At 47.0% G+C, this 25045-nt stretch carries 28 protein-coding genes and 1 pseudogene; 7 read left to right on the top strand and 22 right to left on the bottom strand.

Annotated elements, in window-relative coordinates; genetic code table 11:
- Positions 1-26: 26 nt before the first annotated feature.
- From O9139_RS04650 to O9139_RS04640, 3 genes are all read right to left on the bottom strand, one after another.
- Positions 27-419: a GNAT family N-acetyltransferase gene (locus O9139_RS04650; protein ID WP_270878279.1), complete on the bottom strand. Its 393-nt coding sequence runs from the start codon at positions 417-419 to the stop codon at positions 27-29.
- Between the two features lie 15 nt (positions 420-434).
- The gene (locus tag O9139_RS04645; protein WP_270878278.1) at positions 435-1598 is read right to left on the bottom strand and encodes a two-component system sensor histidine kinase NtrB; all 1164 of its coding nucleotides are present in this window, start codon (positions 1596-1598) and stop codon (positions 435-437) included.
- Between the two features lie 93 nt (positions 1599-1691).
- Complete coding sequence (locus tag O9139_RS04640; protein ID WP_270878277.1) at positions 1692-2648, bottom strand: D-2-hydroxyacid dehydrogenase family protein; 957 nt, start codon at positions 2646-2648, stop codon at positions 1692-1694.
- Positions 2649-2894: 246 nt separating this feature from the next.
- On the opposite strand from O9139_RS04640, the gene O9139_RS04635 reads away from it, so the two are divergent.
- Positions 2895-3257 carry a DnaJ family domain-containing protein gene (locus O9139_RS04635; RefSeq protein WP_270878352.1) on the top strand — a complete coding sequence of 121 codons (363 nt, stop codon included), beginning with the start codon at positions 2895-2897 and terminating at the stop codon, positions 3255-3257.
- Positions 3258-3293: 36 nt separating this feature from the next.
- Here O9139_RS04635 and O9139_RS04630 read toward each other — a convergent pair whose 3' ends face one another.
- Positions 3294-3968 (bottom strand): TVP38/TMEM64 family protein, encoded by a 675-nt coding sequence (locus O9139_RS04630; RefSeq protein WP_270878276.1) that lies wholly within the window; start codon positions 3966-3968, stop codon positions 3294-3296.
- Positions 3969-4055: 87 nt separating this feature from the next.
- On the bottom strand, positions 4056-5198 hold the full coding sequence (locus O9139_RS04625) for an MGDG synthase family glycosyltransferase (RefSeq protein WP_270878275.1): 1143 nt from the start codon (positions 5196-5198) through the stop codon (positions 4056-4058).
- 139 nt (positions 5199-5337) lie between these two features.
- Here O9139_RS04625 and O9139_RS04620 point away from each other — a divergent pair, with 139 nt between their 5' ends.
- Positions 5338-5823: a hypothetical protein gene (locus tag O9139_RS04620; RefSeq protein ID WP_270878274.1), complete on the top strand. Its 486-nt coding sequence runs from the start codon at positions 5338-5340 to the stop codon at positions 5821-5823.
- Between the two features lie 25 nt (positions 5824-5848).
- Here the strand turns inward: O9139_RS04620 and O9139_RS33285 are convergent, their stop codons facing one another.
- The gene (locus tag O9139_RS33285; protein WP_377524235.1) at positions 5849-6004 is read right to left on the bottom strand and encodes a hypothetical protein; all 156 of its coding nucleotides are present in this window, start codon (positions 6002-6004) and stop codon (positions 5849-5851) included.
- A gap of 303 nt (positions 6005-6307) precedes the next feature.
- Between O9139_RS33285 and O9139_RS04610 the strand changes: the two genes are divergently transcribed.
- Complete coding sequence (locus O9139_RS04610; RefSeq protein WP_270878273.1) at positions 6308-7930, top strand: thiamine pyrophosphate-binding protein; 1623 nt, start codon at positions 6308-6310, stop codon at positions 7928-7930.
- 66 nt (positions 7931-7996) lie between these two features.
- On the top strand, positions 7997-8854 hold the full coding sequence (locus O9139_RS04605; RefSeq protein WP_270878351.1) for an SDR family oxidoreductase: 858 nt from the start codon (positions 7997-7999) through the stop codon (positions 8852-8854).
- Positions 8855-9051: 197 nt separating this feature from the next.
- On the opposite strand, the gene O9139_RS04600 is transcribed toward O9139_RS04605, so the two are convergent.
- The 10 genes and pseudogenes from O9139_RS04600 to O9139_RS04555 form a co-directional block, all read right to left on the bottom strand.
- Positions 9052-9975 (bottom strand): S66 peptidase family protein, encoded by a 924-nt coding sequence (locus O9139_RS04600; RefSeq protein WP_270878272.1) that lies wholly within the window; start codon positions 9973-9975, stop codon positions 9052-9054.
- 178 nt (positions 9976-10153) lie between these two features.
- Complete coding sequence (locus O9139_RS04595; protein ID WP_270878271.1) at positions 10154-11656, bottom strand: malate:quinone oxidoreductase; 1503 nt, start codon at positions 11654-11656, stop codon at positions 10154-10156.
- Between the two features lie 202 nt (positions 11657-11858).
- Positions 11859-12775: pseudogene (locus O9139_RS04590) on the bottom strand (AraC family transcriptional regulator N-terminal domain-containing protein).
- A gap of 210 nt (positions 12776-12985) precedes the next feature.
- Complete coding sequence (locus O9139_RS04585) at positions 12986-13489, bottom strand: hypothetical protein (RefSeq protein ID WP_270878350.1); 504 nt, start codon at positions 13487-13489, stop codon at positions 12986-12988.
- Complete coding sequence (locus O9139_RS04580) at positions 13486-13956, bottom strand: hypothetical protein (RefSeq protein ID WP_270878270.1); 471 nt, start codon at positions 13954-13956, stop codon at positions 13486-13488. Before O9139_RS04580 ends, O9139_RS04585 begins: the two co-directional genes overlap by 4 nt.
- Before the next feature lie 565 nt (positions 13957-14521).
- The gene (locus O9139_RS04575) at positions 14522-15238 is read right to left on the bottom strand and encodes a 3-ketoacyl-ACP reductase (RefSeq protein ID WP_270878269.1); all 717 of its coding nucleotides are present in this window, start codon (positions 15236-15238) and stop codon (positions 14522-14524) included.
- A gap of 205 nt (positions 15239-15443) precedes the next feature.
- A complete protein-coding gene (locus tag O9139_RS04570; RefSeq protein ID WP_270878268.1) occupies positions 15444-16313 on the bottom strand; it encodes an SDR family oxidoreductase in 870 nt (289 codons plus the stop codon).
- 99 nt (positions 16314-16412) lie between these two features.
- Complete coding sequence (locus tag O9139_RS04565) at positions 16413-16829, bottom strand: Rrf2 family transcriptional regulator (protein WP_270878267.1); 417 nt, start codon at positions 16827-16829, stop codon at positions 16413-16415.
- A 42-nt stretch (positions 16830-16871) separates the two neighbouring features.
- Positions 16872-18056: a sensor histidine kinase gene (locus O9139_RS04560; RefSeq protein ID WP_270878266.1), complete on the bottom strand. Its 1185-nt coding sequence runs from the start codon at positions 18054-18056 to the stop codon at positions 16872-16874.
- 167 nt (positions 18057-18223) lie between these two features.
- Positions 18224-18346: a hypothetical protein gene (locus O9139_RS04555; RefSeq protein ID WP_270878265.1), complete on the bottom strand. Its 123-nt coding sequence runs from the start codon at positions 18344-18346 to the stop codon at positions 18224-18226.
- 147 nt (positions 18347-18493) lie between these two features.
- On the opposite strand from O9139_RS04555, the gene O9139_RS04550 reads away from it, so the two are divergent.
- Complete coding sequence (locus O9139_RS04550; RefSeq protein ID WP_270878264.1) at positions 18494-18700, top strand: hypothetical protein; 207 nt, start codon at positions 18494-18496, stop codon at positions 18698-18700.
- Positions 18701-18771: 71 nt separating this feature from the next.
- Here the strand turns inward: O9139_RS04550 and O9139_RS04545 are convergent, their stop codons facing one another.
- A complete protein-coding gene (locus tag O9139_RS04545; protein ID WP_270878263.1) occupies positions 18772-19632 on the bottom strand; it encodes a YheC/YheD family protein in 861 nt (286 codons plus the stop codon).
- A 123-nt stretch (positions 19633-19755) separates the two neighbouring features.
- Between O9139_RS04545 and O9139_RS04540 the strand changes: the two genes are divergently transcribed.
- Complete coding sequence (locus O9139_RS04540; protein ID WP_270878262.1) at positions 19756-20418, top strand: phosphatase PAP2 family protein; 663 nt, start codon at positions 19756-19758, stop codon at positions 20416-20418.
- A 49-nt stretch (positions 20419-20467) separates the two neighbouring features.
- Here the strand turns inward: O9139_RS04540 and O9139_RS04535 are convergent, their stop codons facing one another.
- Both O9139_RS04535 and O9139_RS04530 read right to left on the bottom strand, forming a co-directional pair.
- Positions 20468-21127, bottom strand: coding sequence for a TVP38/TMEM64 family protein (locus O9139_RS04535; RefSeq protein WP_270878261.1), 660 nt, complete (start codon positions 21125-21127; stop codon positions 20468-20470).
- A gap of 56 nt (positions 21128-21183) precedes the next feature.
- Positions 21184-22320, bottom strand: coding sequence for an MGDG synthase family glycosyltransferase (locus O9139_RS04530; RefSeq protein ID WP_270878260.1), 1137 nt, complete (start codon positions 22318-22320; stop codon positions 21184-21186).
- A gap of 314 nt (positions 22321-22634) precedes the next feature.
- On the opposite strand from O9139_RS04530, the gene O9139_RS04525 reads away from it, so the two are divergent.
- Positions 22635-22868, top strand: coding sequence for an HPr family phosphocarrier protein (locus O9139_RS04525; protein WP_270878259.1), 234 nt, complete (start codon positions 22635-22637; stop codon positions 22866-22868).
- Between the two features lie 64 nt (positions 22869-22932).
- Here O9139_RS04525 and O9139_RS04520 read toward each other — a convergent pair whose 3' ends face one another.
- The 3 genes from O9139_RS04520 to O9139_RS04510 all read right to left on the bottom strand — a co-directional run bounded on the left by O9139_RS04520 (position 22933) and on the right by O9139_RS04510 (position 24888).
- A complete protein-coding gene (locus tag O9139_RS04520) occupies positions 22933-23691 on the bottom strand; it encodes an ABC transporter permease (protein WP_270878258.1) in 759 nt (252 codons plus the stop codon).
- Positions 23688-24434 (bottom strand): ABC transporter ATP-binding protein, encoded by a 747-nt coding sequence (locus tag O9139_RS04515; protein ID WP_270878257.1) that lies wholly within the window; start codon positions 24432-24434, stop codon positions 23688-23690. Before O9139_RS04515 ends, O9139_RS04520 begins: the two co-directional genes overlap by 4 nt.
- A 172-nt stretch (positions 24435-24606) precedes the next feature.
- A complete protein-coding gene (locus O9139_RS04510) occupies positions 24607-24888 on the bottom strand; it encodes a hypothetical protein (protein ID WP_270878256.1) in 282 nt (93 codons plus the stop codon).
- Between the last annotated feature and the right edge of the window lie 157 nt (positions 24889-25045).

Here is a 25045-nt window from a genome sequence, read left to right as displayed (position 1 = left end):
TTGGTCGTTCTATTACCGCTTTTTGCTTATCGCCTCCGCCATATGCCCCCAGGACATGCTGTGAATCCACAATCCGTATAAAACGCTTCATGCTTTGAAGCATATGTCAGTGTTACAATCTCAATCCCCGTTCGTTCGGCTTCTTCGAGTAATTTCTTGACCAAAGCTTGCCCGATTCCCTGTCGCTGATAGTCGGGATGGACAATGATATCTTCCATGTAGCCATGCTGCAAGCCCATTCCGGCTATATACCCGAAGGCAATAAGCGCTTTGTTTGCGTCTCTGATCCCCGCCCAAAAATTACAGCGCTCAAATAAAACAGGATAATCCGAGTGCCGCCCCTCCCATCCTACCCGTTCTCTCAAAGCCGGGACTTCATCAGGCTGAATGGGCAAGTTGATCATCATTTCATGCTCCATTTCCTCATCACTCCTTTAGGCAACGTCGCCGAGTGGCAGTCTGATCGTAAAAGTAGTCCCCTGCTGCAGCTTGCTCTTCACTTGAATGGTCCCCCCGTGATCTTGGACGATTTTTTGGCAAATGGATAACCCTAAACCGGTGCCATTTGTTTTCGTGGTAAAAAATGGATGAAAAATGTCTTGAAGATCTTTGTCATGGATTCCCCGCCCCGTATCTTGAATCTCAATGACAGCATCCTGTGTATCTTTCGATAGCTTCACCGTCACTGTGCCTTTGTTATCCATAGCTTCGAGCGCATTATTGATCATGTTGACGAGCACTTGCAGCATTTTATCCAGATCCATCCGGCAAAATAAGTTTTCATTGAACTCGGTGTATATCATGCGATGGCCGAGATGTATCGACTTCGTCTCCGTTAAGAGACGTACTTTCTCTAAGCAATGATGAACTTGAATCAAGTCAAAGGCCGATGGATTCGGTTTGGCAAATTGCAGGAATTCTACGGTCAGGCTATTCATTCTTTCAACTTCGCCGTAAATCAGTTCATACCAAGGCTCAATGTTGAAGCTCCGTGTTTTGGAATGCTGAAGAAATCCTTGGATAATGGCTAACGGGTTGCGGATCTCATGGGCAAGACCGGCAGCCAGCTCGCCGAGCAGTTTCATTTTTTCATTCTCAAATCTCATTTCGTCACGAAGCTTCTCTTCTTTTAACCGGTTCTTCTGCTGCTCCATCTCGACTATGTATTGAATGATCAACACCACGGCTAGCGAAGTCAAAAAGTCGGAAGCAATGGCAAAGAAACTGGATAAATGCGATGGCGTATAAGATAGCCGGATCATTGTATAAAGGGTAATGACAACAAAGCCCAGGAATGTGGCTTTCATGACTTTAAGCGTATGCTGGAACAATAATTTGCTTAACAGGATGATATACAGCGAATAACACCAGTTCAATTGGCTGAACCAGTGTAAAAAGACTAACAAGGTTACTTGTAAAGTTGAAAATAGTGCTAGGTATCGGGGAAATTTGGGCTCGATCAGAATACTTCCAATAAAAGTTACTCCCGCTATAATAAGCAGTACATGATTTAGATCTTTCCCAAGGGAAATTGTAGACAGCAAAATGAACCCTACGTATAGGGGAAGAACGACATGGTACATTAATCGAAAAAACATGCAATATTCTCCACTTGTCAATGATTAGTCAAGGCTGCCGCTGAATACTGAAGGGCAGCCTTGTTGCCGCGATTCGCTTAAAGGCGGATGCCTCTATACGAGCGTGCGAACCGGCGATCCGGATAAATAAGCTTCAATATCTTCGACCACGTCGCGATAAAAAGCTTCATAATTGGCTTGCGAAACATAGCCGATATGCGGCGTGGCCAGAAGATTCGGCAAGGAGCGGTACATATCGTGCTGCGGCAGCGGCTCTACCTCGAACACGTCGACCGCTGCGCCGGCGATCCAGCCGCTGCGCAAAGCCTCCGCAAGGGCAGCCTGATCCACGATCGGCGCGCGTGACGTATTGATCAAATACGCCGTAGAACGCATCCGTTTGAGATCCTCCGCACGAATCAGCCCTCTTGTGCGATCGCTCAAAACCAGATGAATGGATACGAAGTCACTGTTCGCCAGCAGCTCTTCCTTCGAAGCTGCTAATCGCACGCCTGCCTCGTCGGCCCGCTCCTGCGTTAAATTTTGGCTCCACGCCATAACGTCCATGCCGAACGCCTGCCCGAACTTGGCAATCTTGCTGCCCAATTTGCCAAGCCCAAGCACGCCAAGCGTCTTGCCGTACAAATCCGTGCCGATCGTGCTCTGCCATCCACCGCTGCGGATGGCGTTATGCTCCTGCACGATATTGCGGGCAAGCCCCAAAATCAACGCCCACGTGAGTTCAGCCGTGGCGTTGCCTGCGCCTCCCGTGCCGCACACGGTGATGCCCTGCGCTGCAGCCGCAGCCATATCGACGGACGCATTGCGCATGCCTGTCGTGATCAGCAGCTTCAAGCGCGGAAGCCGTGCCAGCAGATCCGCACGAAACGGCGTACGTTCCCGCATAATGACGACAATCTCACAGTCGGCGATCTGCTCGACCAACTCATCCTGCTGATCGATATGCCGCTCGATGCTTTTGACCTCTACCTTGTCCATCATTTGCGACCAGTCAGCGGCGGTCAGCGCCACTTGCTGGTAATCGTCCAATATTGCACATCGAAGCTTCATCTTCATTTGCCTCCTTCATCTATCACACGCACAAATCCGACAGACGCTGGCGAGGAGCGAGCCAGCTAGATCCATACGGGTTCCGGGCTTGTCCCTTCTGCCTACCATTGCAATACCAGTATATTCCTGTCCCGGCAGTCTTGTAAACAGAACGAATGATACGGGTGGCCATAATCGGATTTCTTCGCTGCTTATGGTAAAATGGCGCTATAAGGAGTTGATCAATCGATGGATTTTATGCGCTAGATTGCCGAAGAGAAAATTCAAGAGGCCATCAGCCGTGGGGAACTCGACGATCTGCCTGGCGCCGGCAAGCCGCTTCCTCCTGATGAGCTAGCGAATGTTCCCGAAGAGCTTCGGATCGGCTTCAAGCTGCTGAAGAATGCCGGGATGATCCCTGAAGAGATGCAGCTGCGCAAAGATATGCTCACGATCGGTGATCTGATCGCCGCTTGCCAAACCGATGCCGAGCGCCGAAAGCTGCAACTTGAGCTGTCGGCCAAGTGGCTCCGCTATCAATCGCTGATGTCCGATCGCGGATGGACACAATCCGAAGCGTTCACCGACTACCAGCGTGAAATTCAACAAAGGTTAACCGAGAACGGTTAGTTTTCTTTGCAAACGACAAAACTGCCATCTCATAGATTAGATGACAGTTTTGTCTGTTTCTTTCTCTTCTTTTTTTCTGCGAACTAGCCAACTGATCCCGAGCAAAATAAGAAATATGAAGGCCCCAATGATGCCCCAAATGAGGGATCCATTGCGCACACCTGCATAGATACCACTTAATGCAATTGTAAAGGGAAGAATGCCGAGACCCGTTGTCCAAGTGAAATTCCATATCTTTACTTCCAATAAACCAGCCGCATAGTTCACAAAATGATAAGGAACAAAGGGAACAAAACGAATCATCAATAAACCAAAAATCTCGTTTCTTTGCATATATTCTTCCATTTTTTCAAGAAACGGCTGAGCCATATGACCAAAGAACGGTCTTGCGATCCATTTCGTCAGAAAGAGAGCCCCAAGCGCGCCAACCACTCCGCCTATCCAGGCATAGACACCACCCCAAAAGGCCCCATAAATTTCCATAAGCGCGATCGAAATAAACTCGCCAGGAACTGGCAAAATATTGGCAACGGTTTGCACGATGATCCCGATGATAATACCTGAGACGCCTAAGTTTTGAATCGATTTTAATAGTTCCTGCGCTTGCCCTGTCTTTAAGAGATAGAAATAGTACACGACGAGTCCCACAATAACAATAATACTTATAATCCGAATAAGATGAGTCTCAGAAGATTTGGTAGTAGCTTTCAATAAAATTCGTCACATCCCGCTTCAAGAGTTGCTTTATGGATATTCACAAACATACAAAAAGAGACCCACATCCGCATGATGTGAGCATTAAACAAGGACAGGCTGCGGTTGTTCGCTCGCTATCGTCTGGAGGATGTTTTGGACAATGTGATCTGCAGCATGCCATTTTCGAATGGCTTGCATCCGTTTTTTCATTTCTATAGCAATTGAATCATCCGACAAAAATTGTACCAATTGTTCTTCGAGCACTTGATTCGTCCCTGCAATCTTCCCTATTCCCGAACGTAGGAAGAATAGAGCATTCTCTTTTTCCTGACCGCCAAACGGTTTATAAATGAATACAGGCAGCGCCAAACTGAGCGCCTCCGACAGCGTAAGCCCGCCGGCTTTGGTTACTATACAAGATGACAACGCCATCAGATCTTGAATATTTTCCACAAATCCAAAAATATGAACATGATTCATGGCTGCGAAATCCTCGTTCAAACTCGCCTCCAGCTTGGAGTTCCGACCGCATACAATCGCAATTTGGCAGTCCACTTGAGATAGCAAGAATTGTACCATTTCTTTAATTTCATCCAAGACACCATAAGCGCCTGCAGCGATCATCACCGTTTTCTTCGCTGGATCTAAGAGCTGGCCATACTTATTCGTTTGGGGGGAAACGTGATAAAAAGCTTCGCGAATCGGAATGCCCGTCACTTCAATCTGTTCCTGGCTGAAGCCTTGGCTCACTAATTCATCCTTCAATTCATTCGTAGCTACGTAATATTTGCTCATTTCAGGATGAACCCAGCGATTGTGCAAGGCATAATCGGTTAATACCGTGAAGGTCGGGATGTCCAGCTTATGCGCAACTTCGGGTGCGGCGCCAAAAGGGAACACATTAATGATCGCATCCGGTTGTTCCTGCACGATGATTTCTCTCAGCTTTTTCTCTCCAATATAGTTGAAATACTTTGTCCACGGCCGGTCCAGCTTATTATAGCGAGTGATATAATAACTCCAACCGTAGTAGTCCAACCCATATTTGGGGGTGCGCATGCTCGTTAAATACACTTTTTTGGATACTTCATTAAAAAAAGGATGTGCAGCCTGAAACAAATCTATCACACGAATATCTTGAACACTTTGATTGATAAAGCTTTGCTTAAGCGATTGAGAAGCTTGCAGATGACCTTCCCCGAATTTGGCCGTCAGAATCATGATGCGTGGATTCGGTTTATTCAAATGGTTGACCTCCGTTCTATGATCCTCGATCAATGAATAGGGTGCCACGATAATTCAGGAAACATACCACTTCCTATATTTCTACATTGAAACGGAATCCTCCTCGGTATAAGGTGAATGATATGGAGGGGATTCGATTATGCGCAACCAATTACGCGCCTATAGCTGGCGGAAACGGAGATTTCGCGTCTGGAAGAAAAGGCTGCAAGAGCAATTCCAGCTCATCATGCTCCGCCATTCTCTGTCCATGCCCTGCACACTGCATGTATCGCCTGGACCGTTTTATGGAGGTTCCGTAGTAATTGACCGGCAGTATCGACGCGCCAACATTTATATTCATATACCCTATGATCGTTACGTGACACCTGATGAACGTCAAGTGCTAAACCGTTATTCCCTCAAGAAGAATGCCCTGCCTTATTTTATTCTGTTCCACGAATTCTATCATTTTATAGATGCTTTAGAGCACCTGCGCAACCATGAACGTTATAACTTAGATCACTACCAAATTCTACTCAAAAAAGCTGCCCATAAGGCCACAAACTATCGGGGTCTTGATGTGGAGCAGCGGGCCGATGATTTTGCTTATCAGCAGTTCGTTCAGCAATGCAAAAAAGCCGGTTAACCCGGCTTGCCCCTCCCCCATGGCATCACCAAACTTTCCAATAAATCGCGATCAAGCCGAGCACACTTAGCGCCGAAAACATCAGCGGCAGTGTAACAGGAGGACCGATAAGAAAGTTCCGCAAAGCCCAGCCGCCAACGCGAATCCCGACACCTCGGAAATGGAAATAAAACCCAATCAATCCCGCTACAGCTCCGAACCACATGAGAACCATGAATACATTATGCAGCCAAGACGCGTTATACCAGGTCAGAAACCTGGATGCCAATCACAAGAAAGGCTAAGCTGACAAACAAGATTAGAACTCGGTCAAGCGACCACGCAGACCAATTCATAGGGTGGGCCTCTCTTCCATCGCAGTAATGTTGTTTCGAATTATTTCCTGAAATCGCCTAATCTATTCCAGCATAGAACACTGTGTAATAATAGAAAACTCGAATTGGACATACTACCAGGAAATGAAACGAGGAGTACATCGACTGCCATGTTAACCATTCGGCATTTTACAGTAGCGGAGTTGATCGTTGAGCAGCTGCGCATCTTGGGCGTGAAACGGATATATGGTGTCGTCGGCGATGCCATCTTCGGATTGATGGACGCTATAGCGAAGCAGAAGGCGATATCCTTTATAGCGGTTCGACACGAATCTGTCGCCGCCTTGATGGCTTCGGCCGAGGCGAAATTTACCGGCGGTCTCGGCGTCTGTATTTCCCAGATGGGCCCAGGGCTTGCTAATCTGCTCAATGGTTTAGGCGACGCTTACCTGGATCAAGCGCCCGTCCTGGCCATTAGCGGCCAAGCGCCGCTCGGCAAGATCGGCACTCCCTATAAGCAATTTATTAATCAACAGGCTTTCGTGCAGGCCGTATCTGCTTATTCGCAGCTGCTCGTTCATCCGGATGCAGTCATCCCTTCCTTGCAGCTGGCCGTACATACGTCTTTCTTGCAACAAACCGTATCCCACTTGTCGATTCCGCAAAATTTATTTGCCTTGGCCACCTCATCTCAGCCGTTTGAACCCACAGCTGTTAGCCCGCCCTGCCCGGACGCAGAGCAGTTGCAATCCATTGTGCAACTGCTTCGATCCGCCAAACAGCCGATGATGCTCATTGGCGGCGGCGCTCGCTCAGCCCGAGAATCGCTGCAGCGTTTAGCGGAACGTTGGGGCTGCGGGATTGCCCTTAGTTATGGTGCCCTCGGCGTCATTCCCGAAGCGCATCCTAACATGGTAAGCGGGCTTGGTGAAGGCGGCAACCCGCATCTCGCGAGCATGTTTCAGCAAGCGGATGTCGTGCTCGCCGTTGAAACATCTTGGTGGCCGGCTGGTGATGTTCCTCAAGCGGCGCACGTGATTCAAATTGTCAAGCATCAAGCTGACATCGGTGTCTCCGTGCCTGTTGATAGGGGCATCGCAGGCGATCCGGCAAACCTTGTCCCCCATTTGTTGAAGGGATTGCAGGAGCATGTCCCCAACCAAGCTTGGCTTGATAAGATTCGACAATGCAAGCAAAAATGGTCGGTACAAAATGAGATGGAGGGCAATCAGAGCGCATCTCCCCTGCACCCTGCTCGGGTCGTCCGACTGATCGAGGAGCAGATCGATGAAGATGCGGTCGTAGCTTTAGATGAAGGCGACGTCACCCTCTGGTTTTTGCGGAATTTCCGGGCAAAACAGCAACATCTCTTGCTCTCCAGCAAGTGGAGAACCATGGGATTCGGACTGCCTGCTGCGATGGCTGCCAAGTTATGCGCACCTGGCAAACAGGTGCTTTGCATCACTGGGGACGGCGGCTTGGGCATGGTTTTGGCTGATTTAATAACCGCCACAAAATACCAACTGCCATTTATCGTTGTTGTTTTCAATAACGGTACGCTGCAAATGGAACGGGATAAAATGTTCATGCAAGGGCTGCAGCCTGAAGGCACCGAATTGATGAATCCCAATTTTGCGCGGGTGGCGGAAGCTTGCGGTTGGCAGGCTCACCGTGTTCAATCAGCCGAACAGTTGAATGAAGCCTTAGCCGGAGCACGTTCCAGCGCTAAGCCGGTACTTCTCGATGTATCGATAGGCCGTATACCATATCCGGATCTTCCAACCCAACATTGAAAAGGAGAACAGCAAACGATGACATCGCCAACACCTACGGAAACTACAATTGATATCTTAGCGCTGATGAAACCGCTCCCTCCCTATCCTGCGCAGCATCAAGATCAGCAGCCAGGCTTGGAATCCGAGATGAAACCGCGTCCGCTGTTTGATAATCCCAACTACCAGGGAAGCGGAAAGCTGAAAGATAAGATAGCGATCATTACCGGCGGCGACAGCGGCCAAGGGCGGGCTATTGCGCTCGCTTATGCCAAAGAAGGCGCCGATGTCGTTATCGTCTACCTGAACGAGCATTCGGACGCCGATGAAACGAAACATGCCGTGGAGCAACAAGGACGCCGATGTCTGACCATCGCTGGAAATATCGGCAGTGAACCGTTCTGCCAACAAGTTATCGCCCAGACCGTAGAGACATTCGGCAAGCTGGATATTCTCGTGAATAATGCAGCGGAGCAGCATGTCCAGAACAGCTTGGAACAAATCTCATCGGAACAAATGGAACAAACATTCCGAACGAATTTTTACTCCGTTTTTTATTTATCAAAAGCGGCATTACCCCATATGAAACCGGGCAGCACCATCATCAATGCGGCATCGCTGACCGCCTACGAAGGAAACGAGCAGCTGATTGATTATTCCGCAACCAAAGGGGCTATTGTTTCCTTCACACGCTCGCTCTCCAAATCCTTGAGCAGCAAAGGCATTCGCGTGAACGGCGTCGTCCCCGGCACGATCTGGACGCCGCTGATCCCCGCTTCCTTCCCTGCGGATCAAGTCGCCAACTGGGGCGCCAAGACGCCGATGAAACGTGCAGGTCAGCCTTATGAAATTGCCCCTGCCTACGTTTATTTAGCTTCGGATGATTCCACTTATGTATCCGGGCAATTTCTTCATATCACCGGCGGGGTAATTATGAACGGCTAAGGCGGTGAATGCTGTGGGGAAGCCCGCCATGTGCGTGCAACTTTAGCGATGGCCAGCCGGTCGGGTTGCACCGCGGTTAGCATGGGGCTGGAGCATGTGCGGCTAGCCTAGTATCTGCTTCAATAGAGCTTAAGCGCTTATCCAGCACGTTGCACCAAGCGGTGGCGAGACTGTAAAAAGCCGGTCAGCCCGGCTTTTTACGCTGTGACGGTCGCTTCCCTTACCGTTAAGGTGTTATTGAATGTGTTTAAATTTAATTGGGCACCGATGGGGATGGCAGCTTTATAGTAGCTGTGAGCTGTGCTCACGTTCGTCATCAGCGGTTTCCCTATCGGAACGATGAGATCTTGAATTAAATTATTGTAAGAAGTCCGATAGGAAATACTGCAATTCGTACATTGACCCATCACAATGCCGATGCAGTCATCGAATTTGCCTGCCATGATCAATTGCGTCAAATACCTGTAAATCGTATTCGTAGGTTCATGCGTTTCTTCAATCAGTATGATTTTTCCGCTTGTATCGATTTCGTACGACGTCCCCAGTGTCCCGACCAGCGATGTCAGATTGCCGCCGACGATCGGCCCTGTCACATTGCCAGGGATGAGGCTATGCAGCGGCATTCCGGGCGGGTTCTGGATCACTCTCGGACTGGACGTCGTCGACGTTGCCGCGAAAAATTGGTTGAAATTATACCCCGGCGTAATCGTGTTAAAGTCGATGAGCAGCAAGCTTTGGAACGTGATTAAATCGGAGCGTTGGTACAAAATATTTAGCAAAATCGTGATATCACTATAGCCGGTCACGATTTTCGGATTATTTTTGATAACGTTAAAATCAATAATCGGAAAAATATCTTTGACCCCTGTGCCTCCTCTAGTGGGCAAGATCATTTTGACCCGACGATTTTCGAACATCGTCATCAGGTCATCTGCCCGCTGCTCCGCCGAAGAGGCTACAATGCCATTGTATAGATAAGCATATTTGCCGACGAGAACGTTGAATCCCATATGTTCAAGCGTTTGAATACGCGCGTCAATGATATGTGCATCCAACGGACTTCCTAGTGTTACAATGCCGACGGTATCCCCTCTGTGCAGCATGGGGGGCTTTATGGCCATAGATCCGCCTCCTGCCTAAGAAATGAAGGATCGAAAAAACTGCTCTATGTAGCCATATATGCGGGAAAGTTGCATCTCAGTACGGTAAAACGCTTGTTCCGGCTATTTTCTCCTTTTTCAATGGCTCCTAGCACCCGAAAAAAAACCTGCTGAGAAAGAATCTCAGCAGGTTATCAGATTAAATAGCCGGATGCAATTCGCTGCTTAGGCCAAGCGCGCGATCCGTCGATTCATGAATTTCTTGAACAAGCTCTGGATTTTTCACCAGGGACATGCCATAGGATGGAATCATTTCCTTAATCTTAGTCTCCCAAGCTTTCATATGCTGCGGGAAGCATTTGTTGATTAGCTCAAGCATAACGGAAACAGCCGTCGAAGCACCCAGAGAAGCACCGAGCAGTGCAGCAATCGATCCATCCGCGGCGCTAACCACTTCCGTACCGAATTGCAGTGTACCTTTGCCGCCGGTAGTCGTATCTTTAATCACTTGAACACGTTGCCCTGCGACCACCAAATCCCAATCTTCGCTCTTCGCCCCAGGGACGAATTGTCGCAAATCTTCCATGCGCTTCTCTTTCGATAACATCACTTGTTGGATCAAGTATTTCGTCAGCGACATGTTCTTCGCGCCTGCCGCTAACATCGTTACTACGTTATTCGGTTTAACGGAGCCGATCAAATCGAACATGGAGCCTGTTTTTAAGAACTTCGGCGAGAAGCCGGCAAACGGTCCGAAGAGCAGCGATCTTTTGTTATCGATGTAACGGGTGTCCAGATGCGGAACCGACATAGGCGGCGCGCCAACCGGCGCTTTGCCGTATACTTTGGCATTGTGCTGCTCGACCACATCCGGATTGTTGCACACCATGAAGAGTCCGCTCACCGGGAAGCCGCCAATATTTCGTCCTTCAGGAATGCCGGACTTTTGCAGCAGAGGCAAGCTTCCGCCGCCGCCGCCGATGAAGACGAACTTCGCCGTATGGCTTTGAACCATCCCGCTGTCAAGATTACGCACTTTCAATTCCCATAAGCCGTCTCTTGTGCGCTTGATGTTATCAACACTGTGCTTGTAGTTCACTTCGACATCTTTGGTCTTCAGGTTATCGAACAAAATACGTGTCAAAGCACCAAAGTTGACATCCGTACCGGATTCAATTCTGGTCGCAGCGATAGGTTCATTCGAATTCCGTCCTTGCATAATTAGTGGAATCCATTCCTTCAATTGATCTGGGTCATCGGAAAATTCCATCCCTTGAAACAATGGATTGCTGGACATCGCTTCAAAACGCTTTTTCAGGAACGATACATTTTTTTCGCCTTGGACTAAACTCATATGCGGTAGTGGCATAATAAAGTCCTGCGGGTTAAACATCTTATTGTTGCTTACAAGATAGGACCAGAACTGTCTGGATACTTGGAACTGTTCATTAATTTTGACCGCTTTGCTGATATCTACCGATCCATCTGGCTTCTCATCTGTGTAGTTCAGCTCGCACAGCGCCGCGTGCCCCGTTCCTGCATTGTTCCATTCGTTGGAGCTTTCTTCTCCGGCACTAGCCAATTTCTCAAAAACCTTAATGCTCCACTCCGGTACTAATTCTTTCAGCAGTGACCCTAAAGTTGCACTCATGACCCCGGCACCAATTAAGATTACGTCTGTGTTAGTTTGTCTGTTACCCATGTTAAACCGTCCTTATTCCCTTAGATTTGCAGAAAAAGTGTAGACGCTTATGCTCAGTCGCTACAGCACGCAGAGCACGATCATGTCAACACCTTTTCTCGAACAGCTATTACCTTTTAGATTAATAATATATTTACTATTATATGATAGTTAGGAGGCATTCGACAAGAACTCAAGTCATGTCGTTTTTTTGTATGGATGGTTATATGTTCATTCTGTGATCATATTTTTCCTTTAAACGCTTGATATCGGATCTTGGCGGGGAACCAAACATACGCGCATATTCTCGGCTGAACTGCGAGGCACTTTCATACCCAACCCGGAATGCGGCATCTGCAGCGTCTGCGGATTCAGAGAGTAAAAGACGTCGTGCCGCCTGCAAACGCAGCTGTTTTTGGAACTGGATGGGACTCATGGCTGTGACTTCTTTAAAATATCTGTGAAACGAAGATACGCTCATCCGAGCCTTTTCCGCTAACTCCTCAATTCGCAAAGCTTCTCACTATGCTCTACAATATGTTCGATTGCCTCCCTAATACGATATGTGCTGCTGCCTTCCATCGCGATTTGTGCAAGCGCTTCGCCATATTGCCCTTGTAGGACTCTGTACAGCACCTCCTTCACATATATAGGCGCTAAAAACGGAATGTCCTGTGGGCTGTCCAGAAGCCGCGTTAACCGCAAGATCGCATCAAGGATGGGGAGTTCGATTTGGCCGACAAACATAGCTCGCTTGGCATTGTCTTGTTGAGTGTGCGGAATATCGACGTCCTTCATAACCTCTAAGATTTGATGCTGCGAAAATTCAAGCTTGAAACTTAAATACGGGGCTTCCGGTGAAGCTTCGATAACTTGGCCAATGACCGGCAAGTTCATGGATGCAATCAGGTAATCCGCAGGCCCATACATGAATCGTTCCTGTGCCAGCAGGTTCACTTTGAGGCCTTGAGCAATGAAACATAAGGAAGGCTTGTACACCCTGTAGGCAGGCTCTGTCCGATTCGTATGATGAATAAGAAATAAGGATGGAATCGCGGTTTCATATAAGCCTTCCCGACCTGAATGGCGCTCAATCAATTGAGCAAGCTCATCTTTTTTCATTTTGAATTCCTCCGACATAAGCGCCTCCTTGTACGTTCATCTTGTATCATTATAAAGCATATTTGTCCCATCGTGTTAGTCGAGTTGAGATTATAGCCACAATAAAACAGTGTTCAATACAAATCACTTTGACGCACTGTCAGGTTATGCATCATGCGCTGTCCACCCTTCTGCGAAATTTTGAGGTACAAAAAAATCCCTTTCTTCATCAAGAAGAAGGGATTACCGCTAACTTGACATGCTTCGCATACATGTACCGCGGCATCGGGCGTACAAAAAGCACCAGAGTGTTTCGACGATTAAGTAAATCGGCAGCGAGTACCATATTTGATACCCGTTGGTATAGTGGTAAATGCCCATTTGCACGCCGAGCCATTCAAAGCCTAAACTGGCCAGCGACCAAATGAGTACGTAGAGGGGAACCCTGGACGGCTGCACGCGCAATCGATCGAATACATAAAAGAACAGGTAACTGAATATACCGTACATCCAGTAAGAAACAAAATCCATGAATTCAAATAGAGATGAATCGTTGACATCATAATAACTGACAGGTTGAACACTGAGCGTATGATCGAAGAAGAAACCGCTAAATACACCGCTAAGGAAAAATACGTTTGTCACTTGTCCAGGGAACCGTTTGGGCAATAACCACAGCGTGAAGATGCCGATCGCTAGACCTATCAGGAGGAACCATTCATTGGTGTTAAACTGCGTATCGTAAATGATCATTGCCACTTAACATCTTTCCTTCCTGCTCGTTGAATCCACCACACTGCCAACCTGGAGAAAGCCACATAAATACTAAACATGATTACCGTATATCCCACATTCCAATTCGTCGTAGACAGGATACCGAGCGCTTCAATTAATTTTTGCACCCCGATAAAAGATAAGATCATCATCGCGGCAAGGATCCATTTGAGATATCCCCAAGCATATAACAGCACGTTGGACGAAATCATCATCACCGTTGGAATCATTATTATTCTTAATACAAGATCGGCAAAAGACTTCTCTGTTTCATTGCTTACCTGAATGATTTGCAAATTTAAATGCAAGATTGTAAATACACTAATTTCAAAGATAATATTGCAGAAATAAAGGAAGATCATCTCCAGTTCAGAAAGCTTCTTAGGAATCAGGGATAAGATGATGATGACTACCCAAGTAAGCAATATACATATAGCAAGAGACATGGAAACGCCTACCTTCCCCATTCACAGTTTACAAAAACCAATTCACAGATCACATCCGCTTTCCGGTTCATGTCTGCTCATTCCCTGACTGTACACAATCCCGTAGGCCAATGATGATGAGCCAGTTGACCAGTGCGAGGCAGCAGATATAGACCGCTGCAAAGCGCCAAATGGGCACGAATAGCAGCATAAGTCCCTTTTTGTAAAGCAAGTATTGAAAACTCAGAATGCATATCCATGCAACAACCAAGACAGATGAAACAAAACAATGGCATAACCGCGATGTTTGAACAGTATCCCTATGAAAACCAGCAATGAAGCTAGTGCAATGAGCAAATATGGCGCAAAGTTTGGCATAACTCACACCTACGTATCGTATACACCATTATCATCCATCTGAACAAAGTTTAAACAACCCTATCTGTAGACCCCTTCCATTACAGTGACGTCGATCACCCATTCGAAGATGGATGGAACGGTAAGCGATCCGGTTTTCATCGATGGCACGAATGTCGTCTAATTAAAAAAGCCCGCGATATCACGCGGACTTCGATAACAAGATGTTTTACTTTGGATTCGCCGTCAAAATGCCGGCTGATTTCAGCACGACCCGTGCTGGCAGTGCTAAGGCGGCAAGCATCAGCTGTGCGACATCTTCAGGCTGCATCATTTGCTCTTCGGGACCGATCGGCAGCCCTGCTTTGGCCGCAAGCTCTGTATTCACCGTGCTCGGTGTCAATGCCGTTACGCGGATGTTGGACTTTCGGACTTCGTGAAAGAGGGCTTCCGTCAAGCCCATGACGGCGAATTTGGATGCGCAATAAGCGGAGCCTGTCGCGAAGCCTCGCTCCCCTGCCGTTGACGCCACATTGATGATATCCCCTTGCTTGCGCTCCAGCATTAAAGGCAGCACAGCACGAGTTGTGTAGTACGTACCCATCAAGTTAACCTGGATGATCTGATGCCACAGCTCAGGATCCATATCCACCAAATTTGCAAACGTCCCCATCCCTGCATTGTTAATCAAAATATCAACCGTTCCAAGCTGTTGGACAAGCTGAGTAACCGCAGCTGTAATTTCGCTTTGATTGGCAACATCTGCAGCTGCGATGAAAACATCAACGCCGAATTCAGCTTTGAGCTGACCCTGTAGCCGCTCTAAGTCAGCCGCCGTTCTGGCGATTAAACCAAGACGCAAGCCCTCTTTGGCTAACGCCCGCGCTGCGGCTAAGCCGATTCCTTTGCCTGCACCTGTAATGATGGCTGTTTGCTGATGAAGCATGTGATCGCAACTCCTTTATCATTCAAAATTTGCCGGTAACGCGCAGACATAGTCTACGCCTAACGCGCCGACTTCACACGCGTGATGCTCAAGATTTTTTACTTAGCGTTCCACTATTCTATCAAAATAAATGGAATTATACGGCAAGATGGCGAACAAAGAAAAGGCAGCCGGTGTCAAGTAGTGAACCGACTGCCTTGCCGATTTAGTTGACGCGGATGCCTTTCACGATCTGCGCCAAAGCTTCATGGATCGACGTAAGCGGACGACCGAGCAGGCGTTCAAAATCGTTGCTTTCAACCTCCAAAGCACCCTCCCGAATTCCTCGCTGAATGCCTATAAGGATTGGCAGGACAAATTCAGGGATACCCACACCCTTCATGATCTCCGAATAAGCGGCATCATCGACTTGGTGGACGGCAACTTCCTTGTTTAAAACAGCACCGATCGCTGACGCCAGCTCCTCTTGCGTCAACAGTTTCCCCGACAATTCATAAATCGAATTTTCGTGGCCTTCCCCTGTCAAGACAGCTGCGGCCGCCTCGGCGTACTCTTGCTGCAAAGCCCAACCTACTTTGCCTGACTCGGCCGATGTCACCCATGGTGCGCCGGCCATAACACCTTGAATACCGCCGATTTCATTTTCCAAATACCAGTTGTTACGCAAGAATGAATACGGGATGCCCGTTTGAATAATAGCTTCTTCAGTTATGCGATGCACTTCAGCCAGAAAAATCGTGCTCTCACTCGCATCGGCAAGGCTCGTATAAGCGATGAATTTAACGCCGGCACGCGCAGCGGCTTCTACTGCATTCGTATGCTGCCGAACTCTCGTTTCATTGTCACCATCCGCGGATATGAGCAGCAAGCGATCCACACCGGCAAATGCAGCATCCAAAGTGGCCGGATGATCAAAATCGCCATGGCGCACTTCCACGCCGCGGGATCGGAAACTTTCCGCTTTCTCCGGAGTGCGCACACTGACAGCCAAATCGCTTGCAGGTACCGTTTGTAACAACGTCTCGACCACTTTTGTTCCTAATTTTCCTGCTGCGCCAGTAACTAACAATTTCATGTTGATTTCCTCCTAAAATTTGGTTGTAATTCATAAAGTTATAACAAACATAGTTACAACAAGCTTATAAAACAAAGCTCATCAAAAGAGAGCTTTTGTTTACCTAAATTTGTCTTTGAGCTGGGCCAAATTCGTCTGGGCTAACCTCATCTCCATCGCGGCTTGCGCTTCACTCAGCTCGGCTTGCAGCACGTTCTCAATGTTCCGGCCGACCGGGCACAGCACATTCGGACCTTCATGGACGCGGAACAGCTGATTGTCCTCAATGACGTTAACAGCCCGATAAACGTCCAGAAGTGTAATATCTTCAGGCGCTCTGCATAAGGATGCGCCGCCCACGCCAGGACGCACATCAACCAGGCCTGCCTTCTTCAACATTCCCATAATTCTGCGAATGACCACAGGATTCGTATTCACGCTTGCCGCTATATAATCCCCTGTACATTCGTTGGGCGTAACCGCAATCAAAGAAAGCGTATGTACGGCGATTGAAAAGCGTGTGCTGATCTGTTTCAACTGCATCACCACCGATGTAATCATTATAGTTACAACAAACCACTATGTCAACTCAGGATGATGCTGCTCTTTATGGAAGGTGAAAATAAAGGTGGATCCCCTGCTATCCGTCTCCACGTTAATATCAGCTTGATGTCTTCTGGCGATATCATAACAGATCGATAATCCTAGCCCCGTGCCGCTCGCTTTGGTCGTCAAGAACGGGGTGCCGAGTTGTTCCACGATGCTCACAGGAATGCCGCTGCCCTCGTCTTTGACTGAAAATCCTACTCTACGGTGATCTTCAAAAAGTTCAACCGTGACACAAGCGCCAGTTGGCGATGCCTCAAGGCCATTTCTGACGAGGTTAATGAGCACTTGCTGAATTTCTTTCGTGTTCATCCACAGCTTCGAAACCTGCTTTTCCATAAACACCATCTTCTTGCCCATCATGAGTGCATCCGCTTCCAATAAAGGGAGTACAGCATGAAAAGTTGCCAGTAAATCTTGTTCTTCCCGATCCATAGAATTGTTGTTCTTAGATAAAGATAAGAAATTACCGATAATTTCATTGGCTCGATCTAATTCATTAATAATTAAATCATAATATTTTTGATAGTTAAAAAAACTTTTCCGCTGCATGATGAGCTGCAAGAACCCTCTTACCGTTGTAATCGGATTTCTCACCTCATGGCTAATACTAGCTGCCATCTGTGCGACTAAACTTAACCGGTCAAGCCTTTCTACTTCATTGCGCAGCCGGGCGTGTTCCTCAATTTTTTCCCTAACAACCCTCTCAAGATGTTCTTTATCCAAGCGGGCTTCCCGTTCTTTTAACACATAATGCGAGATATCTTCGGAAGTGGCTAGAACGCCTCGCACAACTCCTGATTCATCATAGATCGGCGTCGTATTCCACACGGAAATCGATTTATGACCATCTTCCCAGACAAACTCCAGCACTTCGTTCTGGACCTCATCTCGTAACCTAGCCGATCTTTGTATCGGCATTTCCGCAGCCGAGAGCTCGACGCCATCCTTGTATACCTTTACTTTAGGCGGTTCCTTCGAAGAATGAGAAAATGCTCCGCCGGCATGAATGCGCAGCATGCGTGAAGCTTTTTTATTATGAATGATGGTTGAGCAAAGCGGATCCGTGGCAATAGAGATACCACCTGGCGAATGATCAAACAGAAACCAATACGCCTCTGGGATAGGATTGGCTCTGGCGAATTCAAGTTTTGGCATGATGAGCCCCTTTCAGAAAGGTCATATATATACTTTCGCTCATATGATCATAGCTTTACTAATTTTAGCACATGCCCTCTAGTTAAGATAGAAAGATAAATATTTTTGTGAACATGTACAAAAAGACCTCCTACCGTCTCCGGTGAGAGGCCATTTTTAACGTCTAACTATTCTTTGATCTGATCGTAATGATTTTTCTGAGCGGATAGATCCGGCGATTTGCGGGACTGCAACTCCTTATCAACGGTTCGCTGCGATTTGGTAATCTTCGTTTTCGTTTTATCAGACACTTCGTAACCCTCCTTGATGATATGATGGAATCAGCTTCATTAATATGAGCCACAACATGAAAAACATACATCGCTTTTTTTCAAAATAAGACTAGTAAAACAGCCCTCGCATCTATGAGACTATTGCATAGGATATAGCATCTCATAATGAAAGGAATGATAGGATTGACTTTGCTCGTTAATCATTTCTATGGCATTGTTTACCGCAATCTCAATGGAACAACAACCGTGTTTAATGGTCGTGTCGTGTCTAGAACCCGCACCTTCATTATTCTCCGCTTTATGAACAATAGAGGATTTATTGTCCTCCGCAGACTTTTTCTCATTCAGATCATCCGGTTTGTAGCCATCTAATTTGCAATGTGAAAAGGAGACCTCTACGGGTCTCCTTATCTTTTATATACGCCATGGAAATCAGTTTTCTGTTATCCTTTTATCCGCGTCCTTGCATATCGGGAGCTCAAATAAGATTTCCTTAAGCTCTTTATCTTTCTGTACATCGTTTTATCTTTTAGTTTGTTAAACAATCCATGTGAAGGATAGTCAAAATTGACTTCAATCACCCATATTCGGCGATGCTCATCAATGCCAAAATCAATCCCGATCTGCGTCGAATACTTATATCTATCGAATCGTTTACATATCCGATCGCTTAAATCGATCAATTGGCGCATCACTTTTTGCTTTTCGCGACTTGAAAGGCCCAAGGAAGTCCCTAAGGCACGTTCAATCGGGAGCGCAAAGCCTCCGCCTCTGTTTACATTTGTAATCACACTCGAGGGTCCAGCTACTTTAGCCAACATGCCAGCATACTGCCATTCATTCCTCGCATTGCGCATCATCATCACACGGATGTCATAAGGCCTTGAGTGATAGGTTGCCAAATGGATCGTTTTTTGAATCAAATATTGATCTTTAGTTGTCATTTTTCGAATGGCACGATACGTGGACGTAAGTTGCTTGAATGTCCGCGTATCCCCTTTTACCTTGACAACTTTATACCTGTTTTGTTCTGACCAAGCTTTAATAATCCCTTTTCCCATATGTGACATATTAGGTTTGATGAAAACCGAAGCGTAGCGATTCATGAACTTGAAAAAAGAATGCCGATTGAATGCCGTTGTCGGTGGTAAATGGAGACGAATACGACGGTCTTTTGCGTAAAAGTTGTGCAAACCCAATTTACCGGGCATTTCATCACCTCTATAGGTTCGGGCAAGTTGACATGACAACTCCCCTGTATAAGTAGCTACTTCTTTATTATTCGGGAAAAAGGCTGCACGCAACTTCCGATCCTGCCTATTTATTTGCAAGCGTACCTAACTGTCTAGTATATTAATGGAAGTAATCGCATAGGAACCTGCATCCAATGGGATAATATGCAAATACATCGAATTCGGAGACAACCTATGTATGCCAAATTGAAAGTAACCAAAGTACTGATGCTTGGCCTGCTGGCATTCCTTTGTTTTGCAGGACTTGCCTCCATGATCAATCGGACTTGGATGGCGGAGTTTGACAGCCGTATCATTGTCAGCATCCAGAGTTTGGAATCGCCTGGACTGACAGACGTCATGAAATTTTTTACATTCATCGGCTCTACACAAATCGTAACGGTTATTTCGATTTGCTGTTTTTTCCTGCTGTACTATTTCCTGCATCATCGGATCGAACTCATCTTTTTCCTTATTATCATTGCGGGTACAGGGGCTCTGAATCTAATGCTCAAACTTATTTTTCAACGCGAGCGGCCTTCGCTTCATAGGTTGATTGAGGCAACAGGATTTAGTTTCCCGAGCGGTCATTCCATGGAAGCCTTCTCCCTCTACGCCTCGATTGCCTTTCTGTTATGGCGGCACCTGGCTACACGCCCTAGAAGAACGGCAGTCATCCTGATATGTATCGGGATGATCCTCATGATTGGCATAAGCCGGATCTATTTGGGCGTCCATTACCCGAGTGATGTCATCGGCGCTTATTTCGCCAGCGGTTTTTGGTTTGCTTTATTCGTATGGCTCTATCAATGGTACATGGAGTACCGATATAACAAACAGATGAGAAAAGCAACTTAAAAAGCATGCAACCAGCCCTCTGAGCAATGGGCTGTTGCATGCTTTTCGCTTAATCCTTTATTGCTTCCCTTTTTCTTCGAATCCACCAACTGAGAACTAGAAGGAGAACAAAAACACAAACGCCGATAACGCCCCAGATCAAAGAGCCGTGTCGAACGCCCGCATAAAGGCCGCTGAATGCGATCGTATAAGGAAGAATGCCGATTCCCGTCGTCCAGGAAAAATTCCATATTTTCACATTCGCCAGCCCTGCGGCATAATTGACAAAATGATAAGGGACAAAGGGGACGAATCGAAGCAGCAAGAGTCCAAAAGCTTCATGCCGCTTCGTAAACTCGTCCATTTTGACAAGAAACGGTTGCGCAAGCTTGCCGAAATAAGGCTTGGCGATCCACCTGGTTAACAAGAGCGCTCCCAGAGCGCCCGCCATTCCGCCAATCCAGGAATAGATGCCGCCCCAGATGGGACCATAGATCTCCATCAGCATCACGGATATAAACTCGCCTGGAACAGGGATGATATTGACCACGGATTGAACAAGAATGCCAATCAGTACCCCCGAGGCTCCCAAATTATGAATAGACTTCAGTAATTGCTGCGCTTGCCCTGTCCGTAACAGATAAAGATAATAGCCAATGAGGCCTAATAAGATGATGATACTTATGATTCGAGTCAGCCGATTCGGGTGATGATTGGAATGAACATTCAACTTAACGGGTCACATCCCTGCTTCATAGTGCCAGCATCAAAGAGCTTAGCCATAGCTTAAGCCAGCCCGCTCTCCAATGGTACCACAGAGGATTGCCGATAAGCTCGACTCAGCACATCGCGAACGATCGCGTCCGCAGCCTTGGATTGATGCAAGATAGCCATTTGCTCTTTAATTTGCTTGGCGTAAGAGCCATTATTCATCAAATACTCAATTTGATTCGTTAATTCGTTAATATCATTCGCGATGACAGCTACACCTTTGTTAGCAAGATAGTTGGCATTGTCCTTCTCTTGTCCAGGAAACGGGCGAAAAATAAAGACGGGAATTTGCAAGGCCATCGTTTCCGCCATAGTCAGTCCCCCGGCTTTCGTAATGATACCCGACGCTTGTGCCATTAACTCGTTAATTTTTTCAACAAATCCGTAAATCGTCACCTTCGTATCGTTCCGGAACTGACCTTCAAGGTAATGCTGAAGCTTGGCATTACGACCGCAAACCACATGCACCTTGCAGCCCTTGATTCCTTGAAGCTTACGGATCATATCCTCGGTTTCTTGAAAAACGCTATGTGAACCTGCGAAAAGCAGGATCATTTTGTGAGACGCATGGGTCGTGGTGATCTGTTTCTTGGATTCAAAAGCTTTGCGGATCGGAATTCCTGTCACAGCAATATGATCCCCTTGAACCCCAACTTTCATAATATCCTGCTTCAGGTCGTTCGTCGCCACATAATATTTATCCGTACACGGGTGAAGCCATCTGGCGTGCATGAGATAATCCGTAATAATGGTATACGTGGGAATGCCTTGATGGCTGCCGACGATAGGAGCAGCGCCATAGGGAAAAGTATTCAGAATGACATCGGGCCGCTTCTCGGCAATCAATTTCTGAAGATAGCTTGCCCCTAGACGGTTTAATCCTGCGAGGATGCCGTTCTTGGAAGTCACTCGCTGCGTCAGGTAATAACTCCAACCATAATAATTAAATCCATAATTGGCGGCTTTGAAACTCCCCTTATATAGAGCACTTGAAATCATGTTAATAAAGGGATGTGCTTCCTTCATCAAGTCGATGACCTCAACATGTTCAACACCCATCTGTTTAAAATGCTCCATTAACGCAAACGCTGCCAGCAAATGTCCTTCGCCGAAACTAGCCGTAAGAATTAAAATTCGCGAACATTTGTCCATATGTAGAATCCTCCCAATATGCAGGTATCCATTAGTAATATCTTACTATCCATCATAGACATTAAGAATGAAACTTGTATGAAACCATTCTTAAGAATTTCTAAATTCTTTAGAGTAGTTAAGGAAGCTTGGCATAACTCGGCGCTGATAATACTATTTTACTGCTTCATGGAAAAATATGCACGAACCTCGCCGCTGCTTCATTTCCCCTTCCCGAAAGGGTTTGCATAATTTGACAGCGATATGCGGATGTGCTACCTTTTTTATAGTCAACTATGCGCACACATAATAGCGATCGAAAGGGGATGTTAAGCATGATGACGCCAATCAGGGTAAAGGATGTCAAGGATATCGAGAACATCAATAAGATCGTATCCCGATATGACTTCGATATTTGGATTCATGGGAAAAGCGGAATGGCCGATGCCAAATCCATTCTAGGGATGTTCGTTTTGAAATTGAACGAACCTTTAACGCTTGTCATTCCGGATGGCGTGAATTACAAATCCCTGTTCAAAGAACTTAGCGAATATCTCGAAATCGGTTAAAATGTTACGGAAATAAAAGAAAAGGCTGCCCATGATTTAATGGGTTCAGCCTTTTTTTGCTTTATCAACTCTCACTGAACGTTTTTAACTGCAAGAACTCGGTAAACACCAGCTTGTAGCAAAGCGCGCTCAACAGAATGCTTGTAATGGCGGCTGATCCGGTGAAGGAAAAAACGATTAATATTTGATAGCGTACCGCCTCAACCGGTTGCGCACCGGCTACAATCATCCCTGTCATCATGCCAGGGAGCTGGACCAGGCCGACGGTTTTCATCCCGTCTATGGTCGGGATCATGCTGAATTTAACCGCCCGCTTGCGAACCTCATGCAGCGCCTGTGCCGCTGTCGCACCTAACGACAAAAGGGCTTCGATCTCCCCTTTAGAAGAGATGACCTCTCGCTTGAGCTGGTTCACAAACAATCCGGCCACAATCATCGCGCTGCCGACCGTCATCCCGCTAAGTGGGATGATGTATTGCGGCGTCGGTTGGATGAGGTGCAGCCCGAGAAGCACCGCCATCATGACGATTTCCATAACCGTTATCGAAAAGGCGATCCGCCATATGATTCCGCGCATGCCCTTCCCTCTTTTGGCTGCATTCCATGAAGCGACCGCAATCATAATCGTAATAATGATCAATAAGAACCCAATATTATTCGTTTGAAAAATATACTGCAGCACATAGCCGATAAATAGTAATTGCAAGGCCGATCTAATCGTCCCGATAGCGATCTCTTTCTCTAAGCCTAGCTTCTGCCAGAAAGAGATGATCATGGTCGCCAATATAAATAAAAGTGTAAAGCTAAGTGAAATCATCGTCATGGCTGAACCTCTTCCGAGACATGATGTCCAATGAATGTTCTGCCTGCATCGGTAGACGGCCTCGTAAAAAAGGCAGTCGCCAGCGAATCCTCCATAATCGTATTGCCGGACATAAACCATACGCGCTCGCAAGTTCGCGTCACTTGTTCCAGCTCATGTGTCACCCACAGCATCGTGGTTCCCTCATCCGCATGCCACTGCGCCAGCAGCTGCTCGACGGCTTTGGTATTCACCGTATCCAGCGATGCGGTGATTTCGTCCAGCAGCAGCACCTTAGGGCGCAGTAACAGCGCGCGGATCAGCGCAATCCGCTGCATCTCCCCTCCGGACAAGTCGCGAGCGTTCTTTTTCAGATCTAAGCCGGATAGGCCTGCTGTTTGGAGTAAGCGTTCTGCGAGCTTAAGGTCAAATGAACGGCCGTGCAGCTTGCTGGAGATCGTTAAATTAGCCTCAACGCTGCCAGGCAGCATGACGGCTTGCTGCGCGACATAGCAGATTTGTTTGCGCCAATTCCGGGGCCCCACTTCTCGAAACGCGACTCCGTCGAACGACATCTCCCCTTCATCGGGCATGTTCAATAAAGATATCGTTCGTAACAGGGTGCTTTTGCCTTGTCCTGATGCGCCGATCAGCGCTATTCGTTCCGCTTGTTCGATCGTCTTCGTTATATTGCAAAACGTATAGGGAGATTTGGATGGCTCCTGATTGAAGGCACGCTTTGCTAATCGTTGCAGCTCAAGCATGACGATGCTCCTTTCTCATACTGAAAATTCCCTTCAGTCGAAAATAACATTGATTTACTTATTTTAGCATTCTATCAGATTGGGTCAATATAAAGAAGCCTCCCCAATCGGAGAGGCAGCACGTCTTGTTATTGTCCATGCTCATCGGTCGGGCGTCTTCGTGGAGCCTCCATCAGGTTCTCGTCAATAAATCCCTTTTCACCATTTCCATAGCTTCTCGAACCGCTCTCTGTATTAGCAGATTGGCCTTATATTCCTCGTATGTGTCCTGCTCATATCGCACTCTCGCTTCAAGCTTCCCTGTCTTCGCGACAGTTCCATACACCTTGGCGACGAGTTCATCTTGTTTATCGTCCTCAGAAGCATAAATGTTCACACAGTTCTTGTACAAAAAAACTTCATCTGCTACAACGCGAATCGCTGGATGCGGATAAGCTTTCTTCCAGACTTTCAATTGTCATTTCCTCCAAGTTTCATTTTTTATTACTCACTTGAGGATACATATCCTTAGCGATCAAGGCAAGGCTGGGCACAATGACTTCACGTAAATGAAGGTGTACCCGCTTTATGTCTGCAAAATCGAACTGCTGTGGCGCTGGCAACGCACCCAT

Origin of the sequence: Paenibacillus aestuarii, assembly GCF_027789125.1 — a bacterium.
Taxonomy (GTDB): domain Bacteria; phylum Bacillota; class Bacilli; order Paenibacillales; family NBRC-103111; genus Paenibacillus_E; species Paenibacillus_E aestuarii.
This window is presented reverse-complemented; position numbering and strand designations above follow the sequence as displayed.